Origin of the sequence: Priestia sp. TSO9, assembly GCF_021029645.1 — a bacterium.
GTDB classification, from domain to species: domain Bacteria; phylum Bacillota; class Bacilli; order Bacillales; family Bacillaceae_H; genus Priestia; species Priestia megaterium_E.
Genome location: NZ_JAJEKD010000013.1, coordinates 218,876 through 239,432 on the forward strand (window position 1 = coordinate 218,876; position 20,557 = coordinate 239,432).

Consider the following 20,557-nt stretch of genomic DNA (forward strand, 5'->3'; position numbering starts at 1 on the left):
AGTAGTACTCATAAGCCTTGCAGCGCTAGTGCTGCAGGTAATTATTTATACACTTGCTCGAAAACGAGCGAAGAGATACATTCGTAATACTATGGTTTCGGAATAGTTCAAAAAAAGAGAGTTAATCATCTAATGAGCTAGACTCTTCAGGTGACCAAATGAAAGAAGGGTTAAAATGAGGAGAGCTGCTGAAGTTTTATCCTCTAAAAAGAAAGTGTTAAATGAGGAAGATCAACAAATCCTTCAAACGTGTACTTACCTGCTTTAAAAAGGATATGAATCAATTAGATAAGTTAGTTATACAACTTTTAAATATGTAACCGCAAACAAAAAGGTATGTATTTCTCTTCCTATTTTAATTATACCATATAAAAAAACGCCGATATAGACTGTTTATTCTCATTTACTGCTGGTAAAATCAATAAAACATTACTGGTTAGGAGAGATGTTGAATGAACTCTTTAGTTCTTAGCTTTCAAGAAATAAAAGATACACAGCTTTCACTTGTTGGAGGAAAAGGCTTAAATTTAGGGGCGTTATCAAAAATTCAAGGAATACAAGTACCGGAAGGGTTTTGTGTGACAGCGGCCGGGTATCAAAAAGCTCTTGAACAAAATGAAACGTTTCAAGCGTTACTGAATCAGCTGACGATGCTAAAAGCAGATGATCGAGATCAAATTAGTGAAATTAGCAAAAAAATTCGCCAAATCATTCTGGAAATAAAAATTCCTTCTGACGTTGTAAAAGCAGTTATTCATTCTCTCTCTCAGTTTGGGGAAGAGCATGCTTATGCCGTTCGTTCAAGTGCGACTGCTGAAGATCTGCCACATGCTTCTTTTGCTGGTCAGCATGACACCTATTTAAACATCAGAGGCAAAAAAGCTATCCTTGAGCACATTAGCAAATGCTGGGCTTCCCTGTTTACAAATCGCGCGGTAACCTACCGGATTAAAAATGGATTTGATCATAGTCAAGTGCACGTATCGGTTATTGTTCAACGAATGGTTTTTCCCCAGGCTTCAGGTATTTTATTTACCGCTGACCCAATTACTTCTAACCGAAATCTGTTATCAATCGATGCAGGCTTTGGACTTGGAGAAGCGCTAGTGTCAGGTTTGGTCTCTGCCGATTGCTATAAAGTAAAAGAAGGCGAAATCGTCGATAAAAAAATAGCAGCTAAAAAGGTAGCTATTTACGGATTACAAGAAGGCGGAACAGAAACGAAGGAAGTTCATTTCGATCTGCAAAAAACGCAAGCGCTCACTGACTCTCAAATTTTACAGCTAGAACGCGTTGGCAGACAGCTTGAAGCTTACTTTGGTTGTCCTCAAGATATTGAATGGTGCTTGGCTGATGATACATTTTATATTGTTCAAAGTCGTCCAATCACTACTTTATATCCAATTCCTGAAGCACATGATCAGGAAAATCGCGTTTATGTATCTGTTGGACACCAGCAAATGATGACCGATGCCATGAAACCACTGGGATTGTCTTTTTTTCTGTTAACGACTAATGCATCGATGCGTACAGCCGGTGGAAGGCTGTTTGTTGATGTCACCCCTATGCTGGCTTCACCTAACAGCAGAAAAATGATATTAGGCGCCATGGGACAACATGATCCGCTCATGAAAGACGCACTTACAAGCATAATAGAGCGAGGAGACTTTATAAAACCTTTACCAAATGATCAAAGTTCTGGTAAAAGCAAAAAAAGCGTGCCGCCTACGAAGCCTAAGGCACAAATCGAAAACGATTCGACAATCGTTTCTGACTTGATCAAGAAAAATCAAGCATCAATAGAAGAGCTAAAGCAAACCATCCAAACGAAATCTGGTTCGGAATTAGTCGATTTTATTTCAGAAGATATCGGGACATTAAAGAAAATTTTATTTGACCCACAAAGTACAGCTGTGTTTATGGCCGCTATGGATGCTTCATCATGGATCAATGAAAAAATGGAGACGTGGCTAGGTGAAAAAAACGCAGCAGACGTGCTTTCTCAATCCGTACCAAACAATATTACTTCAGAAATGGGTCTGGCGCTATTGGATGTCGCAGATGTGATTCGTCCTTATCCAGAAGTAATTCATTATTTAAAACATGGAAAAGATGATCATTTTTTGGAGAAACTAGTTAAGTTTGAAGGCGGAGAGAAAACTCAAGACGCTATCTATGATTATCTCAGCAAATACGGAATGCGATGCCCCGGCGAAATCGATATTACGAAAACTCGCTGGAGCGAAAAACCGGCTGCACTTATTTCTGTGATTCTTGGTAATATTAAAAACTTTGAGGCTAACGCTAGCAAACAAAAATTTAACAAAGGTCTGCAGGAAGCCTTGAAAAAAGAGCAAGAGTTATTAAATCGATTAAAGCAATTGCCGGATGGTGAACAAAAAGCTAAAGAAACAAAAGAAAAGATTAATCTCATACGGAATTTTATCGGTTATCGTGAATATCCCAAATACGGCATGATTAGCCGTTATTTTGTTTATAAGCAGGCTCTGCTGAAAGAAGCCGCGCAGCTTGTAAAAGCGGGCGTTATTTCTGAAACAGAAGATATCTACTATCTGACGTTTGACGAACTTCAAGAAGTCGTGCGCACACATAAAGTGAATGATCAAATCATCACCAAGCGAAAAGAAGAATACCAATTATACACAAAGCTAACACCTCCGCGTGTCATCACGTCTCATGGCGAAATTGTTACAGGTGCGTACAAACGAGAAAATCTTCCGTCCCAGGCAATTGTAGGTTTACCGGTTTCTTCAGGAGTGATAGAAGGGCGCGCGCGCGTCATTTTAAACATGGAAGATACTAATCTATCAGAGGGAGATATATTAGTCACTTCCTTTACTGACCCTAGCTGGACCCCGTTATTTGTAGGGCTAAAGGGGCTTGTTACGGAAGTTGGTGGACTGATGACTCATGGAGCAGTCATTGCACGTGAATACGGATTGCCAGCGGTTGTCGGAGTAGAGAATGCTACTCGGCTGATAAAAGACGGACAGCGAATTCGCGTACATGGAACAGAAGGGTACATTGAACTATTGTAAAAGCTAAAGATGCTTGCGCTGTTTTTCTTCTTTTTACCTAATTAATAGATGAAAATTTGTCTAGATTCCTATACGTATCTTCAGTCAATACAAAAAGGCAGGCCATTATAACGGCCTGCCTTTTTCATATTGGTGAACCAGTAGAACGTCAAATGCTGACTTTCTTTACAGCCGACTGCTGCACATGCTCCATAAACAGTTTGAACAAGTTTAGCATTGAAGTATGTTCTTTTGCCATCATTTCTGGATGCCACTGGACGCCGACTACAAATTGCTCTCCTTGTTTTTCAATGGCTTCAATAACTCCATCTTTTGCCCATGCAGAAACTTCAAAACCTGGCGCTACGTCTTTAATAGCTTGATGATGAAATGAATTAATAAGAGCTTGATTACCGTAAAGGTCATGCAGGCGTGTTCCGTCTTTAATCATGATGGAATGAGAAGGGTCGCTTGTATTGTTGTATTGATCATGTTTGATAAATGCCTCTTTAATGTCTGACATATCTTGATAAAGAGTGCCGCCGTAAGCAACGTTTAAAATTTGTAAGCCGCGGCAAATCGCTAACACGGGCTTTCCTTGATCGATCACATGCTTTAACAATAGCTGTTCAGACTGATCTCGTGCTAAAAAAGGTGAACCCGTTTTGGTTGTCGGTTCTTCTCCGTATAAAAGGGGATTAACGTCTTGTCCACCTGATAAAATCAACCCGTCTATACTTTCTGCCTGCGCTTTAATCATTTCTTCGTCTTTTAGCACTGGCAAGATGAAAGGAACTCCGCCGCTGAGCGCTGTTGATTCGATATAGTCGTTATTCACATACGCTCGCTTATAGCCTGGAAAGCGTCCTCCTTGATCCACAATAATGCTTCCTGATATACCAATTAAAAATCCCACTGTTGTTTTCTCCTTTTTTGTTAAATTACCATTTCTTGAAATGTTTTTTCTTTTGTAATGCGCTGATAAAGTGTTCTCAACCGCTTGCTCTATAAGAAATAAATGGTTCTTTTGTTCAACTATTATACATATATACCATATTTATTTAATAGAAAATGGTATAATAGCCTCTGTGTGTCAAAAATACTAATTGCCAAAGGTAGAAGGTAGTGCTACAATTGTTCACATTCCTACTATTCTTCTTATTATAGTCGGATTAAAATTTTATACAAGGAAATAGGAGTGATTTTAGTGAAAAGGACTTATTTACTTTTCATCTCTCTTTTAACCATTGTCCTCATGGTAGCAGGGTGCAGTGGTAACGCAAGCAAAAATTCTTCAAATGAAAAAGAAGGAAAAGAAGGCGGAACGCTAAACGTCGCGTCTCAAAGTGAGCCAGCAACGCTAGATGCTCAAATTACTGGGGACTCAGATGTGAAAGACGCAGCGCGCAGTATCTACGAAGGACTAATGATTTTAGACGACAAAGGAAATCCTAAGCCTGACTTAGCGTCTAAAGTAGATATTAGCGATGATAAAAAAACATACACGTTCCAATTAAGAAAAGGGGTTAAATTCCATAATGGTAAAGAAATGACTGCAGATGACGTTGTCGCTTCTATTAACCGCTGGATTAAGCTATCATCCCTTGGAAAAACAAACTTCTCTGGTGCTGAAATGACCAAAACCGGTGATTATACGGTAGAACTTCATTTACCATCACCAAATGTTAACACGCTTTCTTTATTAGCTGATCCAATCCCCGCAGCAGCTATTTTACCAAAAGAAGTGGTTGATAATGCATCTGATGAAGGGATCAAAGACTACATAGGAACAGGTCCATATAAAGTAAAAGAATGGAAGAAAAATCAATATCTTTTATTAGAGAAATTTAAAGATTATTCTTCAAAAGGCCGTGAAGTTAAGAAAACTCCTCACGTCGATGAAATTAAGATTAGTTTCGTAAGCGATGAGTCAACTAGGATTTCTGGTATTACAACCGGACAATTTGACGTTGCGCTATCTGTATCAAGTGATAATGCCAAACAAGTTGAAGGCAGCCAAAATGCAAAAGTAGAAACATCACCAGGCGGATTTATGGGACTTTTCTACAACGCAGATAAAGGCGTCTTTAAAGACATCGATGCACGAAAAGCAGTTAACGCAGCTCTTAACTCAAAAGATATCTTAGACAGTTCTTACGGCAGCTCAGATTATTACAAGCTTTCTTCATCCATTGTGAACAAAGAGTATCCAAATTACTACAGTACAGCTGGAAAAGAAGAATACAACCAGCATGATAAGAAAAAGGCAAAAGAATATTTGAAGAAATCTGGTTATAACGGGGAAGAAATTCGCTTAATGGCGTCTCGTGATTACCAAGATCAATACAATACAGCTGTTGTTGTTCAACAAGAATTAAAAGACATCGGTATGAATGTAAAACTCGAAGTATACGACTGGGCGACATTCAGCGATAAAATGAGTGATACAAGCCAATGGGATATCTATCCTGTTGACTGGAACGCTCGTTCTACTATCTTCCAAGGATTCTGGACTACAAAAGGTACATCAGTTGAAAAATCAATGGACTACTTAAACAAAATTAAAGCTGCTCCTTCTGTTAAAGAAGCTCGCGGTGACATTGATGCAATTCAGCAATACGTATGGGACGAGCTTCCGTTTACGCTTATTGGTCATAAAGTGAACATCAATGCCGTTTCTAACAACGCAAAAGGCTATGAGTATAATTTAGGTCCAATTTTCTACAATATGAGTTTAACAAAATAATATCTTATTAATCTAATAAACAGAGGGCTTATGCTCTCTGTTTTAGAAAGGAGTTTACGATGGGAGCTTATACACTTAAAAGACTTTTTGCACTAATTCCTGTTTTATTCATTGTGTCTATTGTTGTGTTCTTAATTACGCGCTTAACGCCTGGGAGTCCCGCAGCAATCATTTTAGGACAAGGCGCAAGTCCGGAACAAATTGCAGCGCTGAGCAAAGAAATGGGATTGGATGAGCCTGTTATTAATCAATACTTTATCTGGCTATCTAACATTTTTCACGGAGATTTTGGCTATTCTTACTTTTTAAATAAACCTGTGCTCGGGGCAATTTGGGATAATGTAGGTCCTACGGTTTCTCTAGCTATACTCGCGCAAATTTTTGGTGTGGCGTTTGCTTTACTATTTGGTATATATGCAGCTAAACATAAAGGAACGATTCGTGATGAAAGCATTATGGGAGCCAGCCTTTTAGGTATTTCCATTCCTAGCTTTCTTCTCGGTTCATTCCTTATTTTGCTTTTTGCGGTACAGCTTCGAATTTTTCCTGTTTCAGGATACGTTCCGTTAAATGCTGGATTATTTGAGTATTTAAAGTACTTAGTTTTACCAACGATTACGCTTGGAGCAATTCAAGCTGCATTAATTACGCGTATGACGCGTTCATCTTTACTCGATACCATTTCTGAGAACTTTGTTAAAACGGCAAAAGCAAAAGGATTAAATGAACGCACAATTATGCTCAAGCATACGCTGCGCGTGAGTTTTTTACCGATTTTAACAGTTATCGGAGAATCATTTGCGGGACTTGTGACCGGAGCGGCGGTAACAGAATCATTATTTAACATTCCAGGGCTAGGTCAGCTGATTGTTTCATCAATTGAACGCCGTGATTACGCACTCATTCAAGGAGCCGTACTTTTAATTACGGTTGCTTATGTGGTCATCAATTTAGTTGTTGACTTGCTGTATGCCGTGATTGATCCGCGTGTACGCAATTCTTATCATGATTAAAGGAGGGTGATGAATGTGAACGCACAACAAAATACAGAGACCATTTCAGTAACTGCAAAGAAAAAAAGAAACCCAGCGGCAGCGCGCTTTTTCTCAAATCGTTTGCTAGTAAGAGGAGCGATACTTATTTTATTATCTATTTTGATTGCTGTTTTTGCTCCGCTCATTTCTCCTTTTGGCAGCTTACAAATCGATCCTGCAAATCGATTAGCACCGCCGTCAAGCACGCACTGGTTTGGAACGGATAACTTTGGACGAGATGTATTTAGCCGGACAATGTACGGCGTCAGAATATCATTAATGATTGGAGCCGCAGTAACGATTATTGCTACTGTACTTGGTTTAATCGTTGGACTTCTATCTTCTTATTATAAAATTCTTGATTATATTTTAATGAGAATTTGTGACGGCTTGTTTGCTTTTCCATCTATTTTACTGGCAATTGCCATCATGTCTGCTTTAGGACCTAAAACAAGCAACGTTATTATCGCACTGAGCCTTGTATTTGTTCCTTCGATTGCGAGAATTGTTCGTTCAGCTGCGCTTGTTGTAAAAGAAAAAACGTTTATTGAAGCGCTAAAAGCTCAAGGAGCAAGCTCACTTCGAATCATTTGTTTTCATATGGCGCCAAACGTCTTATCGCCTTTAATTGTTCAAGTAACATACGTGTTTGCCGTAACGATTTTAACTGAGGCTTCGCTAAGCTTTTTAGGAGCCGGGATTCCTGCGCCGACACCGAGCTTAGGAAATATGCTGTATGACGGAAAGCTTGCGATTTACAACGCGTGGTGGATGACCGTGTTTCCGGGTGTATTCATCATTTTAATTGTACTTGGCCTTAATTTATTTGGTGACGGTCTGCGCGATTGGCTAAATCCGAAAAACGTAATGCTGAAGAAAAGGAGGAAAAAACGTTGAGTAACGCCCTTTTAAAATTAGAAGACCTACAAGTAACTTTTACAACGTATAGCGGAGAAGTAACGGCTGTTGACAATGTATCTCTTCAATTAAATAAAGGAGAAGTATTAGGGATTGTCGGTGAATCTGGATCTGGAAAAAGCGTAACGTCCGAATCTATTCTTCAGCTATTAGATGAAGACCTAACAAGCTACGACGGCAAGATTTTGTTTGAAGGAAAAAACTTATTAGACATGTCTTCAAAGCAAATTCAGAAGCTAAGAGGAAACGAAATCTCAATGATTTTCCAAGATCCAATGTCGTCATTAAATCCCGTTATGCCAATTGGAAAACAAATTGCTGAAGTGATTCGTCTGCATCAGAAAGTCTCCAAAAAAGAAGCGGAAAAGAAAGTCGTAGAGCTTTTGAGACTAACTGGCATTCCGTCTCCAGAACAGCGAGCAAAAGAGTATCCGCATGAAATTTCCGGTGGAATGAGGCAGCGCATTATGATTGCGATGGCTTTAGCCTGTGAGCCAAAGCTTCTGATTGCCGATGAGCCAACAACAGCTTTAGACGTAACCATTCAAGCGCAAATCCTTGACCTCATGATGGATTTAAAAGAAAAGCTCAACATGGGCGTGCTTTTCATCACTCATGATTTAGGCGTTGTAGCTAATATTTGTACAAAAGTAGCCGTGATGTATTTAGGACAAGTGATGGAAGAAACGGACGTTAAAACGTTGTTTTCAAAGCCGCTTCATCCTTATACAATGGGTCTAATTAAGTCGGTTCCTCACTTAGATGGGGACAGAACACAAGAGCTTTCGTCCATTCCCGGAACGGTGCCGCCGCTTTCAAACGTGCCAGACGGCTGTCGTTTTGCACCAAGATGCCCATTTGCAACGGAAAAATGCCATAAAGAAGTACCTGTTTTAGAGCATGCCGATGATACGCACCGCATTCGATGCTGGCACTATGAAAAAATTCAAGAGGGAGAGGTTGCGTATGTCTAGTGAAGCAAAGCAGCAAAGCGCCAAGCCCTTGCTTGAAGTTCGCAACCTGCAAAAATATTATCCGGTTCGTTCTGCTTTAGGGAAAGCGAAAGGCCAAATCAAAGCAGTTCAAGATTTATCCTTTGATATTTATGAAGGCGAAACGTACGGATTAGTAGGTGAATCTGGCTGCGGGAAAAGTACAGCAGGGCGCACGCTTTTAAAATTAGTAGAACCAACGGGCGGAGAAGCACAGTTTAATGGAGAAAGTATTTTCGAATCTAAAGCATCACGCTTACGAACGATTCGTAAAGATTTACAAATGATTTTCCAAGATCCGCATACTTCTCTTAATCCAAGAAAAAAAATTGGTGCTTCCATTCAAGAAACATTAACAATTCATAATGTAGGCGCAAAAAGCGAACGAAAGCAGCTTGTCATTGAGTTATTAAAAAAGCTTGGATTTAACGAAGAAGATTACAACCGCTATCCGCACGAATTTTCAGGGGGGCAGCGCCAGCGCATAGGCATTGCGCGTTCATTGATTTTAAACCCAAAGCTTATCATTTGTGATGAGCCGGTTTCAGCGCTGGACGTATCCATTCAAGCACAAATCTTAAACTTACTGCGCAGTTTGCAAAGAGAAATGAAGCTGTCATATCTCTTTATCTCCCACGATTTAAGCGTCGTAAGACATATTGCAGACCGCGTTGGCGTGATGTATTTAGGAAGATTAGTAGAAGAAGGGCCAACAGATGAGATCTTTTCAAATCCTCGTCATCCTTACACAAAACTTCTTTTATCATCTGTCCCGGCAATTCACGAACATGAAAAACGCGAAAAAATTGAGGTTAAAGGTGAAATTCCTTCTCCTCTTAATCCACCTTCAGGCTGTGCGTTTCATAAAAGATGCCCGTTCGCATTTGACCGCTGCATGAAAGAAACACCTGAAGATACAGTGATTGACAGCCATCATAAAGTAAAATGTCATCTTTATAGTTAAGGTGAAAAGCTGTGGCGATAGAGAAAACAAGCGTATTGATGCAGCAGCATAATTGAATAAATAGAAATGAAAAAGTCACTAGTGCCTCTAGTGGCTTTTTTGTGTGAAAATAGCGGATTTAAAGGGTGGTGAAAAGTCATTATTCAGCGTATTAGATTCATTTTTATATAAAAGATATGAACAGTCTTTACTAACCTACCTATCCTAATATATGGAGATATAAAAACAAAACGTGTTATGATAGTATCGGTGATAATTATGGGTAAAAAAGCAGATAAAACGAATGTCATGCGAATTTTAGATCAGAAAAAAATTGAGTACAACTACTATTCTTATGACACTAAAAAGCTGAGTGGGGTACAGGTAGCTACTTCGCTCGGAGAGGACCTTGCTAAAGTCTTTAAGACGCTGGTGACCGTAGGGAAATCAAAAGAACATTTTGTCTTCATGGTACCGGTTGAAAAGGAGCTTGATTTAAAGAAAGCGGCAAAAGCAGCTGGTGAAAAGTCTTTGGAAATGATTCCTCAAAAAGAACTGTTGCCTCTTACAGGATATGTTCACGGAGGGTGTTCTCCTATCGGAATGAAAAAGCAGTTCGAAACCTTCATTGACTCTACAGCAGAAAACTGTGAAACGATTTACTTTTCAGGTGGACGTGTAGGTCACCAAATACAGTTAAAGTTAAGTGACTTATCAAAAGTAATTCGCATAGGTTTAGCAGACATCACAAAAGATAGTTGAAATGCAGTTCCCTTGAGCGAAACGCACTCCGACATGAGCGTTTCGCTTTTTTAGTTCCCTTAATTACTGTCTTTTTATCTGTTAAAACAACAAAGTAAAAGTAAAAATATAGAAAAAATGATATTATATAGTTAATGTTTAGAAGCTTTATAAAAGGACTAGGAGGAAAATAAAAATGATTAAATCCATTATTGGTGGGTTCGTCTTATCTTTTATTCTTTTAGTAGCATGTACAATAGCTAACGTAAATTCAGAAACAGTATTTTTGGCAGTGTTCATTATACTAGTAGGGCTAGCCATTATTATATCTGGAGCAGCTGTAAGCGGTGATCGAATGAGAGCTAATCTGGCCGCGGAATCAAAAACAGACAAGAAGTGGAGAATTAGAAATTCTATAAACTTCATGTTAGCTGCGGCTCCAGTTCTCGGCGTATTTCTTCTCATTCATTATTTTGTATAGTCATTTTCTTTCATAATAAGGGCAAGCAGCAAGATCCCTAAGAAACAAACTAATTATTAGGTAATAGGGGGAAAGAGGAGCTAGTATGAAAGAAATCACTTCATCTGCGGTAAGTCCGTCCATAAAAAAACTGTTATCTTATGCAGCTTTAGAAGAGAAGGTTGATGAAGAATATAAAAAATACGTTTGTTTGCCAAGTCGGAAATTGTACAGTATGGAAGTAAACGAAGAAACCGTTAGTTGTATAGGAGTTGAACTTCTTAACTCCAAAGAAGCTGTTATAAAACATATAGCTGTTTTACCAAGAGAAAGAGGTAGAGGAATAGGAAGCAGCATGATTAATTTTCTTTGTAAGAAACATGATATACATTCTGTTTTTGCTGAGACAGATATAGAGGCAGTAAATTTTTATTCTAAGTTTGGTTTCCAAATAACAAGCTTAGGTGAAAAATTTCTCGGGATAGAACGCTTTTTGTGTGAATTTAAAATCAAATGAGCCAAATTAAGGTCGCCCATGTAACAAAATTACAGAGCATCCATGATTGTATATATAATAGAGGACAAGATTAAAATTCGATAATTACCTTAAATTTAGGTTAGAGCTTAGTACAAGTTACGTTTATTCTACATATTATGTAAATGTAAGCAGCTTACAGTCACAAGTTGATAAGAGTATTTTCTTAACCGTGTTCTCACTGAAAGAACATGGTTTTTTTCTGTTTGTCATATAAATTAGAAAGTCGAACTTTGTAAAATTTTTGTATAAATAATTAGAAAATATTATATTTTCTAATAAATCAATAGTACAATATATAAATAGAAGGGAGGATTAACACTACATATGTAATAGACAGCAGCCGCTTTTAAAACCGCTTATTTTGTTATCTATAAATGATATTGAAATGAATTATCCAACCTTTTTTAAGCGCTCTCATTATATAAGTAATTGGTTGAATAGGTTTTATAGAAAGCAATACAATCTAGCTGTTTAAAAAGATTTGCTGGTAAATTACTTACTACTTCATGTTACAGGAGAACCAACATTAAACACTCAAAGAAAAGAGGGATCACTCATGGCTCATACCAGTGAAGCTGCAAACAACAGGCGTGTTACAAGTAATATTTTTAAAGGATCTGTTGGGAATTTAATTGAATGGTACGATTGGTACGTTTACTCTGCTTTTGCCGTCTATTTTTCATCGCAATTCTTCCCGGAAGGTGATTCAACAAGTCAGCTGCTTAACACAGCGGCAATCTTTGCTGTCGGTTTCTTAATGCGTCCAATCGGTAGTTTATTAATGGGGCGCTACGCGGATCGATATGGTCGTCGGGCTGCGCTTACCTTATCTATTACCATTATGGCGAGCGGTTCTTTTATTATCGCTTGTACTCCTAACTATGGCACCATAGGATTATTATCTCCTATTATTCTAGTACTAGCGCGTTTGCTGCAAGGAATCTCCTTAGGAGGAGAATACGGAACTTCTGCAACTTACCTTTCTGAAATGGCAAGCAGCGGGCGAAGAGGATTTTATTCAAGCTTTCAGTATGTGACGCTTGTTGCTGGTCAGCTGGTGGCATTAGGTGTTCAAATTATTCTGCAAAACGTTCTTAGTGAAGCAGATATGATTTCATGGGGTTGGCGTATTCCTTTTGTTATTGGAGCAATCGGCGCGCTAAGCGTTTTATGGCTGCGCCGTACGATGGATGAGTCAGAGCAATTTTCTAAAATGGACTCTGAAAGCCGTGAAAATGCAGGGACAATTAAAGCACTTATGAAGCATCCTAAAGCGGTGTTGACCGTTATTGGCTTAACATTAGGAGGAACGGTTGCGTTTTATACGTATACAACGTATTTGCAAAAATTTATGGTAAACAGTGTAGGACTAGATAAAGGGGTCGTAAGCTGGATTAACTTCTGTGCGCTGCTTGTATTTGTTGTTATTCAGCCAATAGCAGGTATGCTATCGGATAAAATTGGACGCAGACCTCTGTTAATGAGCTTTGGTATTTTGGGAACATTGCTGACTGTACCGCTGTTTCTTTTTATGAAACAAGCACATAACCCAGTCATGGCCTTTTTATTAATGACAGTTGGACTTATTATTGTAACAGGTTATACATCGATTAACGCTATTGTAAAAGCTGAGCTTTTCCCAACAGAAATTCGAGCTCTTGGTGTAGGATTACCGTATGGACTTACAGTTGCCATATTTGGAGGCACAGCAGAATTTATCGCCCTATGGCTAAAAAGTATTGGCCATGAATCAATTTTCTTTTTCTATGTAGCAGGGTGTATTGCCATCAGCTTTCTTGTTTATTGGCGTATGGGAGAATCCTCTAAAGATTCATATATAGAATCTGAGCTCAAGAAAGAGGACAAAGGAGACAATGTACCGCCAAATAATATCAGTTTTTAATTTTGGTTAAATAAATAATCGTTTGATAACATAAAAAAGGACGGGCTTTTATAGCCAGTCCTTTTCTAGTATTCCGCGCGTATACATGTATTAAACGTACTAAGTGACTGTTCTTGCTATAGAATTCTTTTTTCTATAGTTTTGCATTATGAATTTGTACGACTAAAGCATGAATAGGAAAATAATTACAGTCGCATAAAAAAGATCAGCGCCATAATAAAAGGATTATTTTGTGATATAACGAAATAAAGAGTATATACATCAGAAATAGAGAGAGGGTAAACTTCATGAATACTTTATATTCCTTTTTTACGAACCCAGTTTTAACTGCTTCTAAGTTTTTAATAGAATTGCAGAGCGTGTTCTTTCAACCTATTTGGAAACAGTATAATTATGATGATTATTTTACCTACAAGGTGTATGTTCCGAGTACATATACTGGGTTAAGTAAAGTACCATTAATCGTTATGCTTCATGGATGCCAACAAGATGCAGATGATTTTGCTGCAGGTACGGAGATGAATAAGCTAGCGGAAGAAAGAGGCTTTATTGTTCTCTATCCTCAAATGAATTACTTTGCTAATTCCAACGGATGCTGGAATTGGTTTTATGAGTATAACCAGTTTCGCGGTAATGGAGAGCCAGACATAATAAAAGATATGATTGATCACATAACCGCTAAATATGCTGTTGATTCTGCTAATATATACCTTGCTGGTATGTCAGCTGGAGGCTTTATGGCAAATGTGATGGCTATTGCTTATCCTGATGTATTCAAAGCAGTAGGCATTCATTCAGCAGGCAGTAATGCGTATGCCGTAAACCTCATCAAAGCTGGAGAAGTCATGCTATACGGCTCTTTAAATCCTGAGCTTGACGGTGATGAAGCTTATAAAAAAATGGGACCTTATGCACGGCCTGTTCCCATCATTACGTTTCATGGTCAATCAGATACAACAGTCCATCCAATTAATGCGTCTACATTAATTCAGCAGTGGATTTATACATATAAGAATTTCGGTATAAACCTACATGAAAATGCTGCTTTTTATACGTCACAAGACAACGGAAAGCATTATAGCTACATAATGTCTGACTACATAGATGCAGGAAATAAAATCTGGATGAAAAAAATTATGGTAGAGGATATGGGGCATGCATGGTCAGGAGGAAATGACAATGGATCAGATACTGATTCAAAAGGTCCTAATGCTTCAAAAATGATGTGGGATTTTTTTGAAGCACAGAACGATTAAATAGAGTATGAACGAGCGATCAAGACGTACTACTAAATAACATCAGCCTTCATTTTTTTGAAACAAATAATTGTCTACCAACAGCAAAAAAGGATCTTATCGAAAGATCCTTTTTCTGTTATCAACGAAAATTTTTTAACAGGTAGCTTCAAACCGATTTAACAATACATCGAGATCCTGACTGATTTTAATCGTATTACTACTTGTAAACCCTTCTTCTAGGGCAATCATCATCATCATTTTTCGTATAAATTCTATCTTTATCAGCAGTATTCTACATTTGAAACACATTAAGTTTCCTCCACTTACCACGTCATTTTAAAGGCTTAAATTGTTGAATTATTTATGTAAAAATGGTTCCAATTTAAAAATAGAACCTAAAAAATATAGTAACAAATAGATAGTGTCGAAGTCTGTCGTATTTTGAATTCAGATATTTTCATTTAAAAAGAATTAGCTCTTAAACGTTTGGCTGGAAGCTATGCTCTGTCTTAATTGTAATTGTTCCACCGGTTGTAAATAACTCACAGAGCCACAGAGCTTATCCGGTTTTTTGGACATAGGCATAATCCGATTATATTTAGGCATGTTAACATAAGATTGGACTTATTTAAGTTAGTTAACTTTAAGCCAAAACATATCTTTTTTTCGTTTATTAGTTTCTGCTTAACTATTTATGGCTATCAAGCACTGACAAATAAAGATAAATGATAGGTGAGGGCCGTTTCTAACTGCTATAGACTTTGTAAAAAGCGTAACAAAAAAGCGTCTGTTAAGACGCTTTATATATAATACATATACTGCTCATCTTTATTAACCTTTGGTGTTTCATGGATTATTTCTTCCGGGATATTGGACGTCCGGTTAGTAAAAAGCATAAACAAAGCAATAATTGATGCCGCAAAACCTAAAGTAACAATCACAATAAATCCCTCCCTTTAGAATATATATTCTACTTTTATCTTCATTTTCCTATATTTATTATATACCCTTATTTTATTTTCTCAACACATAGAACAAAAAGAGTAGTGCATCTCCTCAATATCTCCCTCAAAATAAATATAATCTAGGGAGCTTAAAACTCCCATTTCCCCTAAAAAAGTAGGAAGCCATAAATTTTTTTCGTATGGGGGACACAAATCATTAACATTATTAATCGTTGAGATAACTTTTTTGTATTGTACGAATGAAAGAAATTTATATATATTAAAAATACAAAATATTCATTAAATTATATGGTGCTTTGGTTTTGAGTCGAAAAGAGAAAAGCTGCTGTTTTAAAGGCAACGAGTTTAAGGAAGTTGCAAGCGATATAAAAAGGTATAGAAATGGATGCATCTAGAATTCTTTTTGCTGAGATATTCACAGAGTTTTCATTCGTGAAAAAGACTGAAAATTTTGATAATAATTTCACTTTTATTAAGGGGGACTTTTTATGACAACAACGGTATTAAATGTATCAACTTATTCTTTTTATCTTAACGGTGAGTGGAAAGAAAGTAAATCAGGGCAGACAATTGACATTGTTTCTCCATACCGTCATGACGTGATTGGAAAAGTGCAGGCTATCATAAAAGAAGAGGTCGATGAAGCAGTACATGCCGCGCAAAAAGCTCAGAAAGGGTGGGCAGAAATTTCTCTGCAAGAACGTGCCAAGTATTTATACAACTGGGCAGATGAGCTGGTAAGAATGCAAAGTGAAATTGCCGAAATTATTATGAAGGAAGTTGGAAAAAGCTTAAAAGATGCAAGGAATGAAGTAGTGCGCACAGCAGATTTCATTCGCTATACAGTTGAAGAAGCCCTTCATATGAACGGAGAAAGCATGAAGGGAGATAGTTTTCCTGGGGGTTCTAAGTCTAAAGTTGCCATTGTTGAACGCGTGCCTTTAGGGGTGGTCCTCGCAATTCCTCCTTTTAATTATCCGGTAAATTTAGCAGCTGCTAAACTGGCGCCTGCGCTTATTTCAGGAAATGCAGTTATCTTCAAACCCGCAACGCAAGGAGCGATCAGCGGTATTAAGATGATTGAAGCTCTTCATCAAGCAGGTATTCCACAAGGTCTTGTAAACGTCGTGACGGGCCGCGGATCTGTTATTGGGGATTATTTAGTTGAACATAAAGGCATTAACATGATTTCATTTACCGGGGGAACAAATACGGGTACTCAATTAGCTAAAAAGGCAGGCATGATTCCTCTTGTACTAGAACTTGGAGGAAAAGACCCGGGTATTGTATGTGAAGATGCAGATTTACAAGAAGCAGCAAAACATATTATAAGCGGAGCATTTTCTTATTCCGGTCAGCGCTGTACAGCTATTAAACGTGTACTTGTGCATGAAAAAGTGGCAAACGAGCTCGTGAATATTTTAAAAGAAGAAGTACATAAACTATCAGTCGGTTCTCCTGAAGATGGATGTACGATTGTTCCATTAATTGATAGCAAAGCAGCGGACTTTATTCAGATTTTAATTGCAGATGCTCTAGGAAAAGGTGCAACAGTTTTGACTGGAAACAAGCGTGAAGGAAACCTTATCTATCCTACGCTTTTAGATGAGGTGAATGATACTATGCGCGTGGCATGGGAAGAACCATTCGGTCCTGTGTTACCAATTATCCGCGTCGCTTCGGATCAAGAAGCCGTTGATATAGCAAACGAATCAGAATTTGGCTTACAAGCAAGCGTTTTTACAAAAGATATTAATAAAGCCTTCTCAATTGCAAATAAAATTGAAGTCGGCTCCGTTCAAATCAACGGCCGCACAGAACGAGGTCCTGATCATTTTCCTTTTATCGGCGTAAAAGGATCCGGTATGGGTGCTCAAGGCATTCGTAAAAGTATTGAATCCATGACTCGTGAAAAAGTAACGGTATTAAATCTTCAATGATTGAATTCCAAGAGCTCTCCAAATCAAGCCAGTAGAGTGTAGAGAATCTCATGGGAAAAAGCCTGTGCTCCAAAAAGCACAGGCTTTTAAATGTTTTATTTACCTATCACTTCACTCGATTCCATCTTTATAGTTCTTATGCCAGTTTTTATCACCTTTATGCTCGATATCTTCAACGGTTTTTTCAAGCTCTGACATAATGAGTGTTTTCACTTGATAAATGGTATCAAAAAAAGCTTTCTCTTCATCCGGATTCGGCTTTATTTTGGCTGCTGCCGAAATATCAACATATCTGCGATGTTCAGTTGTTAATTTATCAAGCGCATCAAAAATATGAGAGGTCAGAACAGCAACCTCCTTATGATTATCAGGCAGTTTTTCTTTTAATGTTTCAATTCTCTTATCCATGTTAAAGTCCCCCTATAACGTGTTGTATTTATGTAACTTTCCCACTAATAAAAATGAATAACCTTAAATAGCAAAAAATCATGGGAATTAGCGCGTGAAACAAAAGTATACTACAGGATATCATGTTAAAGTGAAAAAATGGTGAAACGAATGAGTATATTTTTCCAGAAAGGGTATGTAATAAAAGGCGTTTTTTTAGAAAAGGTAATTACCTTAAGATACATTGAAGCATGCAATCAACATAAAAGTTCATCTATTTTTAATGAACAATGACCTTTTTTGACTACTTTTTTACGATTTTATGACTTTTTTTGAATGAATTTGATTGTTTTTGATGATTTTTCGAATAATCTGATATATAATGAAAGCGTAAACAGTAAAACATGTCGGTTGGTTAAGAAAAACATCCACAAAAACTAGATTCGTTATTACATAAAATCAGACCTCTGTTTTTATAAAAATAAATAGAATTTGAGAAAAGGAGAATGAGGATGGACATATTGGATGCAAAAGTAGTGAATACAAAGTACGGTTTAGAAACATATCTGGATGTGTCAGAAAGCGTAGAAATAAAAGAAATTCATATGCCGAGTTCAGAGAACCAATCTCATAAAATTAAATTTGGAATCAAGTATTTTCTTTTAAGAGAAGGAAAGTATTACGATAGCCAAAAAGGTTATTTTTGGCTTTGTATGAATCACGATTTTAGCAGCCTTATGCTGAGTGAAACGGAAACAGAGAGTTTGTTTGCAGTTAAAAGTGAAGAAGAAAGAGAAGCAACAAAAACGCTATTAGCAGAATGGTTTATCCAAACGAATGCGTACAAAGAAGTCATCAACGAATGTATCCATCAGATTAAAACGGAGAATATTCGTACAGAGGAAGACATCGAAGACCGAGTAGACGCTATACAATTTTTAGAAAAATTAAAGGTATTAACTGCAAAAGAGATTGAAAACGCTTCTATGGAAAATCTATATGCCCTGCAGCAAATTGGCTAGGCTATAGTTCGCGCAAGTTGAAATGCAGATTGATGTATAATAATAAGGAGGAATAGTGAGATGAAATTTTTTATTGATACAGCAAACCTTGAAGATATTAAAAAAGCATACAAAGTAGGTGTTCTAGCTGGTGTGACAACCAATCCATCTTTAGTAGCAAAAGAAGGCGTAAGATTTGAAGACCGCATCGAAGAAATTCTTCAAATGGTACCGGAAGTTGAATCCGTTTCCGCTGAGGTAACGCCTGACGCACTTTCTGCTGAAGACATGATTGCTCAAGCTGAAGAACTGATTAAAATTAACGACGGAGATAAAAACATTACGATTAAGCTGCCTATGACATTAGCTGGTTTGGAAGCGACGCGCTACCTTGCTAAAAAAGGCGTAAAAACAAATGTAACCCTGATCTTTACAGTAAACCAAGCGCTTTTAGCAGCTCGTGCTGGAGCGACGTATGTTTCTCCATTTTTAGGACGTCTTGATGATATTTCAGAAGACGGAGTACAGCTGGTATCTAAAATTGCTGAGTTATTCCGCGTTCAAAACATCGACTCTCAAATTATTGCGGCATCTGTAAGACATCCGGATCATGTAACGCGTGTAGCACTTGCAGGAGCTCATATTGCCACAATTCCATACGCTGTTATTGAGCAATTAGCAAAACATCCGTTAACTGACCAAGGAATGGAAAAATTTGCAGCAGATTGGGAAAAAGCAGTTAAAGCTTAACAAAAAGTCATATCAATAAAAAAAGCTTGGAGTAAGCATAGCTTATTCCAAGCTTTTTATCGTTTAACTAGCTAGTTTCTTTTTACGTAAACGCTCTAAGCGTCGCTGCACGCTATTTCTCGAACGCCCGAGCAGCTGTCCAATTTCTCGCTGATTGCGCTTTTCCTGATAAAACATACGCCACAATCTGGCATCTTCTTCTGCTGTCCACTTTTTATGCTCGTATTTAGGGCGCTTTACATAGTCTAGTTTTCTTTGTTCATTCACCCACGCTGGTTCTGGAATAAGCGTATTTTTAGGTATTTTAAAAAAGTTAAGGCACGATTTATTTTGTTCAGCCCACTTCCAAAAAGATTGAATGTCAATTCCCATAAATGTTCTGGTCTTGGCGATGATCATTTTGTACGATAGATTCTCTTTATGAATCCACTTGTAAATTGTATGAACATCTACTTCAAGGCAGGCTGCTAGTTCACACGCTGTAATATGTCCTACGTGTGCTTTGGCTCCATACACTTCTAAACGGTTCAACCTCGATTCTAGCGCTTGCACACTTCGCTGTAATTTAGCTGATATGTGTGAAAGAGGTTTTACCCCGTAATACCTTAGCAAATATTCGTCTTCTTGCAGCGTCCATCTTCGCATCGCCGTTTTTCGTGTTAGTCCCAAAACTTTTATGCGCGTAGCAATAGAAGAAGGACTCCTGCCTAAGGAATGTGCCATTTCACGGTTATTCATGATATCAATGTTCTCCTGCAAAAAAGCATCTTGTTCAAGCGTCCATTTTTTACGTAAAGCTGTATCCGAAGCACGAAGATTTAATCGAGTAAGTCGTTTATTAACCGATTCCTTGCTTCTATGTAAATACTTACCCATCTCTTGAAGCGTCATAGCGCCATAGTGTTGAATAAGAAATCTATCTTCTTCTTTTGTCCATCGTTTTTGATTTTTACTCACTGTTGT

At 37.8% G+C, this 20,557-nt stretch carries 19 protein-coding genes; 14 read left to right on the forward strand and 5 right to left on the reverse strand.

Annotated features, from left to right (window positions below):
* Nucleotides 1–452 precede the first annotated feature (452 nt).
* Nucleotides 453–3,059 (forward strand): phosphoenolpyruvate synthase, encoded by a 2,607-nt coding sequence (ppsA, locus tag LJC66_RS09390; protein WP_230932399.1) that lies wholly within the window; start codon nucleotides 453–455, stop codon nucleotides 3,057–3,059.
* Nucleotides 3,060–3,207: 148 nt separating this feature from the next.
* Here the strand turns inward: ppsA and LJC66_RS09395 are convergent, their stop codons facing one another.
* Nucleotides 3,208–3,954, reverse strand: a complete 747-nt coding sequence (locus tag LJC66_RS09395; protein WP_028408913.1) for a gamma-glutamyl-gamma-aminobutyrate hydrolase family protein — start codon at nucleotides 3,952–3,954, stop codon at nucleotides 3,208–3,210.
* 291 nt (nucleotides 3,955–4,245) lie between these two features.
* Here LJC66_RS09395 and LJC66_RS09400 point away from each other — a divergent pair, with 291 nt between their 5' ends.
* The 10 genes from LJC66_RS09400 (at nucleotide 4,246) to LJC66_RS09445 (ending at nucleotide 14,569) form a co-directional block, all read left to right on the forward strand.
* A complete protein-coding gene (locus LJC66_RS09400) occupies nucleotides 4,246–5,784 on the forward strand; it encodes an ABC transporter substrate-binding protein (protein WP_230932400.1) in 1,539 nt (512 codons plus the stop codon).
* A 59-nt stretch (nucleotides 5,785–5,843) separates the two neighbouring features.
* Nucleotides 5,844–6,797 (forward strand): ABC transporter permease, encoded by a 954-nt coding sequence (locus LJC66_RS09405; protein WP_050691645.1) that lies wholly within the window; start codon nucleotides 5,844–5,846, stop codon nucleotides 6,795–6,797.
* Between the two features lie 9 nt (nucleotides 6,798–6,806).
* On the forward strand, nucleotides 6,807–7,715 hold the full coding sequence (locus LJC66_RS09410; protein ID WP_230932401.1) for an ABC transporter permease: 909 nt from the start codon (nucleotides 6,807–6,809) through the stop codon (nucleotides 7,713–7,715).
* On the forward strand, nucleotides 7,712–8,710 hold the full coding sequence (locus tag LJC66_RS09415; RefSeq protein WP_195694512.1) for an ABC transporter ATP-binding protein: 999 nt from the start codon (nucleotides 7,712–7,714) through the stop codon (nucleotides 8,708–8,710). Before LJC66_RS09410 ends, LJC66_RS09415 begins: the two co-directional genes overlap by 4 nt.
* Nucleotides 8,703–9,692, forward strand: a complete 990-nt coding sequence (locus LJC66_RS09420; protein WP_195694511.1) for an ABC transporter ATP-binding protein — start codon at nucleotides 8,703–8,705, stop codon at nucleotides 9,690–9,692. The genes LJC66_RS09415 and LJC66_RS09420 overlap by 8 nt, the downstream gene beginning before the upstream one ends.
* A gap of 258 nt (nucleotides 9,693–9,950) precedes the next feature.
* Nucleotides 9,951–10,433, forward strand: coding sequence for a Cys-tRNA(Pro) deacylase (gene ybaK / locus LJC66_RS09425; protein ID WP_230932402.1), 483 nt, complete (start codon nucleotides 9,951–9,953; stop codon nucleotides 10,431–10,433).
* Between the two features lie 175 nt (nucleotides 10,434–10,608).
* Nucleotides 10,609–10,893, forward strand: coding sequence for a DUF5316 family protein (locus LJC66_RS09430; RefSeq protein ID WP_195694510.1), 285 nt, complete (start codon nucleotides 10,609–10,611; stop codon nucleotides 10,891–10,893).
* An 85-nt stretch (nucleotides 10,894–10,978) separates the two neighbouring features.
* On the forward strand, nucleotides 10,979–11,389 hold the full coding sequence (locus LJC66_RS09435; RefSeq protein WP_195694509.1) for a GNAT family N-acetyltransferase: 411 nt from the start codon (nucleotides 10,979–10,981) through the stop codon (nucleotides 11,387–11,389).
* Between the two features lie 577 nt (nucleotides 11,390–11,966).
* Entirely contained in the window at nucleotides 11,967–13,313 is a 1,347-nt protein-coding gene (locus tag LJC66_RS09440) for an MFS transporter (RefSeq protein ID WP_195694508.1), read from the forward strand.
* Nucleotides 13,314–13,600: 287 nt separating this feature from the next.
* On the forward strand, nucleotides 13,601–14,569 hold the full coding sequence (locus LJC66_RS09445) for an extracellular catalytic domain type 1 short-chain-length polyhydroxyalkanoate depolymerase (RefSeq protein WP_230932403.1): 969 nt from the start codon (nucleotides 13,601–13,603) through the stop codon (nucleotides 14,567–14,569).
* Nucleotides 14,570–14,704: 135 nt separating this feature from the next.
* Here LJC66_RS09445 and LJC66_RS09450 read toward each other — a convergent pair whose 3' ends face one another.
* Both LJC66_RS09450 and LJC66_RS09455 read right to left on the reverse strand, forming a co-directional pair.
* Nucleotides 14,705–14,860 (reverse strand): aspartyl-phosphate phosphatase Spo0E family protein, encoded by a 156-nt coding sequence (locus tag LJC66_RS09450; RefSeq protein WP_230932404.1) that lies wholly within the window; start codon nucleotides 14,858–14,860, stop codon nucleotides 14,705–14,707.
* A gap of 491 nt (nucleotides 14,861–15,351) precedes the next feature.
* Entirely contained in the window at nucleotides 15,352–15,492 is a 141-nt protein-coding gene (locus LJC66_RS09455) for a hypothetical protein (RefSeq protein WP_195694506.1), read from the reverse strand.
* Between the two features lie 512 nt (nucleotides 15,493–16,004).
* On the opposite strand from LJC66_RS09455, the gene LJC66_RS09460 reads away from it, so the two are divergent.
* Entirely contained in the window at nucleotides 16,005–17,456 is a 1,452-nt protein-coding gene (locus LJC66_RS09460) for an NADP-dependent glyceraldehyde-3-phosphate dehydrogenase (protein WP_230932405.1), read from the forward strand.
* A 111-nt stretch (nucleotides 17,457–17,567) separates the two neighbouring features.
* Here the strand turns inward: LJC66_RS09460 and LJC66_RS09465 are convergent, their stop codons facing one another.
* Nucleotides 17,568–17,864 carry a hypothetical protein gene (locus LJC66_RS09465; RefSeq protein WP_013082749.1) on the reverse strand — a complete coding sequence of 99 codons (297 nt, stop codon included), beginning with the start codon at nucleotides 17,862–17,864 and terminating at the stop codon, nucleotides 17,568–17,570.
* Nucleotides 17,865–18,355: 491 nt separating this feature from the next.
* Here LJC66_RS09465 and LJC66_RS09470 point away from each other — a divergent pair, with 491 nt between their 5' ends.
* A complete protein-coding gene (locus LJC66_RS09470; RefSeq protein WP_230932406.1) occupies nucleotides 18,356–18,865 on the forward strand; it encodes a hypothetical protein in 510 nt (169 codons plus the stop codon).
* Between the two features lie 60 nt (nucleotides 18,866–18,925).
* The gene (gene fsa, locus LJC66_RS09475) at nucleotides 18,926–19,594 is read left to right on the forward strand and encodes a fructose-6-phosphate aldolase (RefSeq protein ID WP_013082751.1); all 669 of its coding nucleotides are present in this window, start codon (nucleotides 18,926–18,928) and stop codon (nucleotides 19,592–19,594) included.
* 63 nt (nucleotides 19,595–19,657) lie between these two features.
* On the opposite strand, the gene LJC66_RS09480 is transcribed toward fsa, so the two are convergent.
* Nucleotides 19,658–20,551 (reverse strand): sigma-70 RNA polymerase sigma factor region 4 domain-containing protein, encoded by an 894-nt coding sequence (locus tag LJC66_RS09480; protein ID WP_230932407.1) that lies wholly within the window; start codon nucleotides 20,549–20,551, stop codon nucleotides 19,658–19,660.
* Between the last annotated feature and the right edge of the window lie 6 nt (nucleotides 20,552–20,557).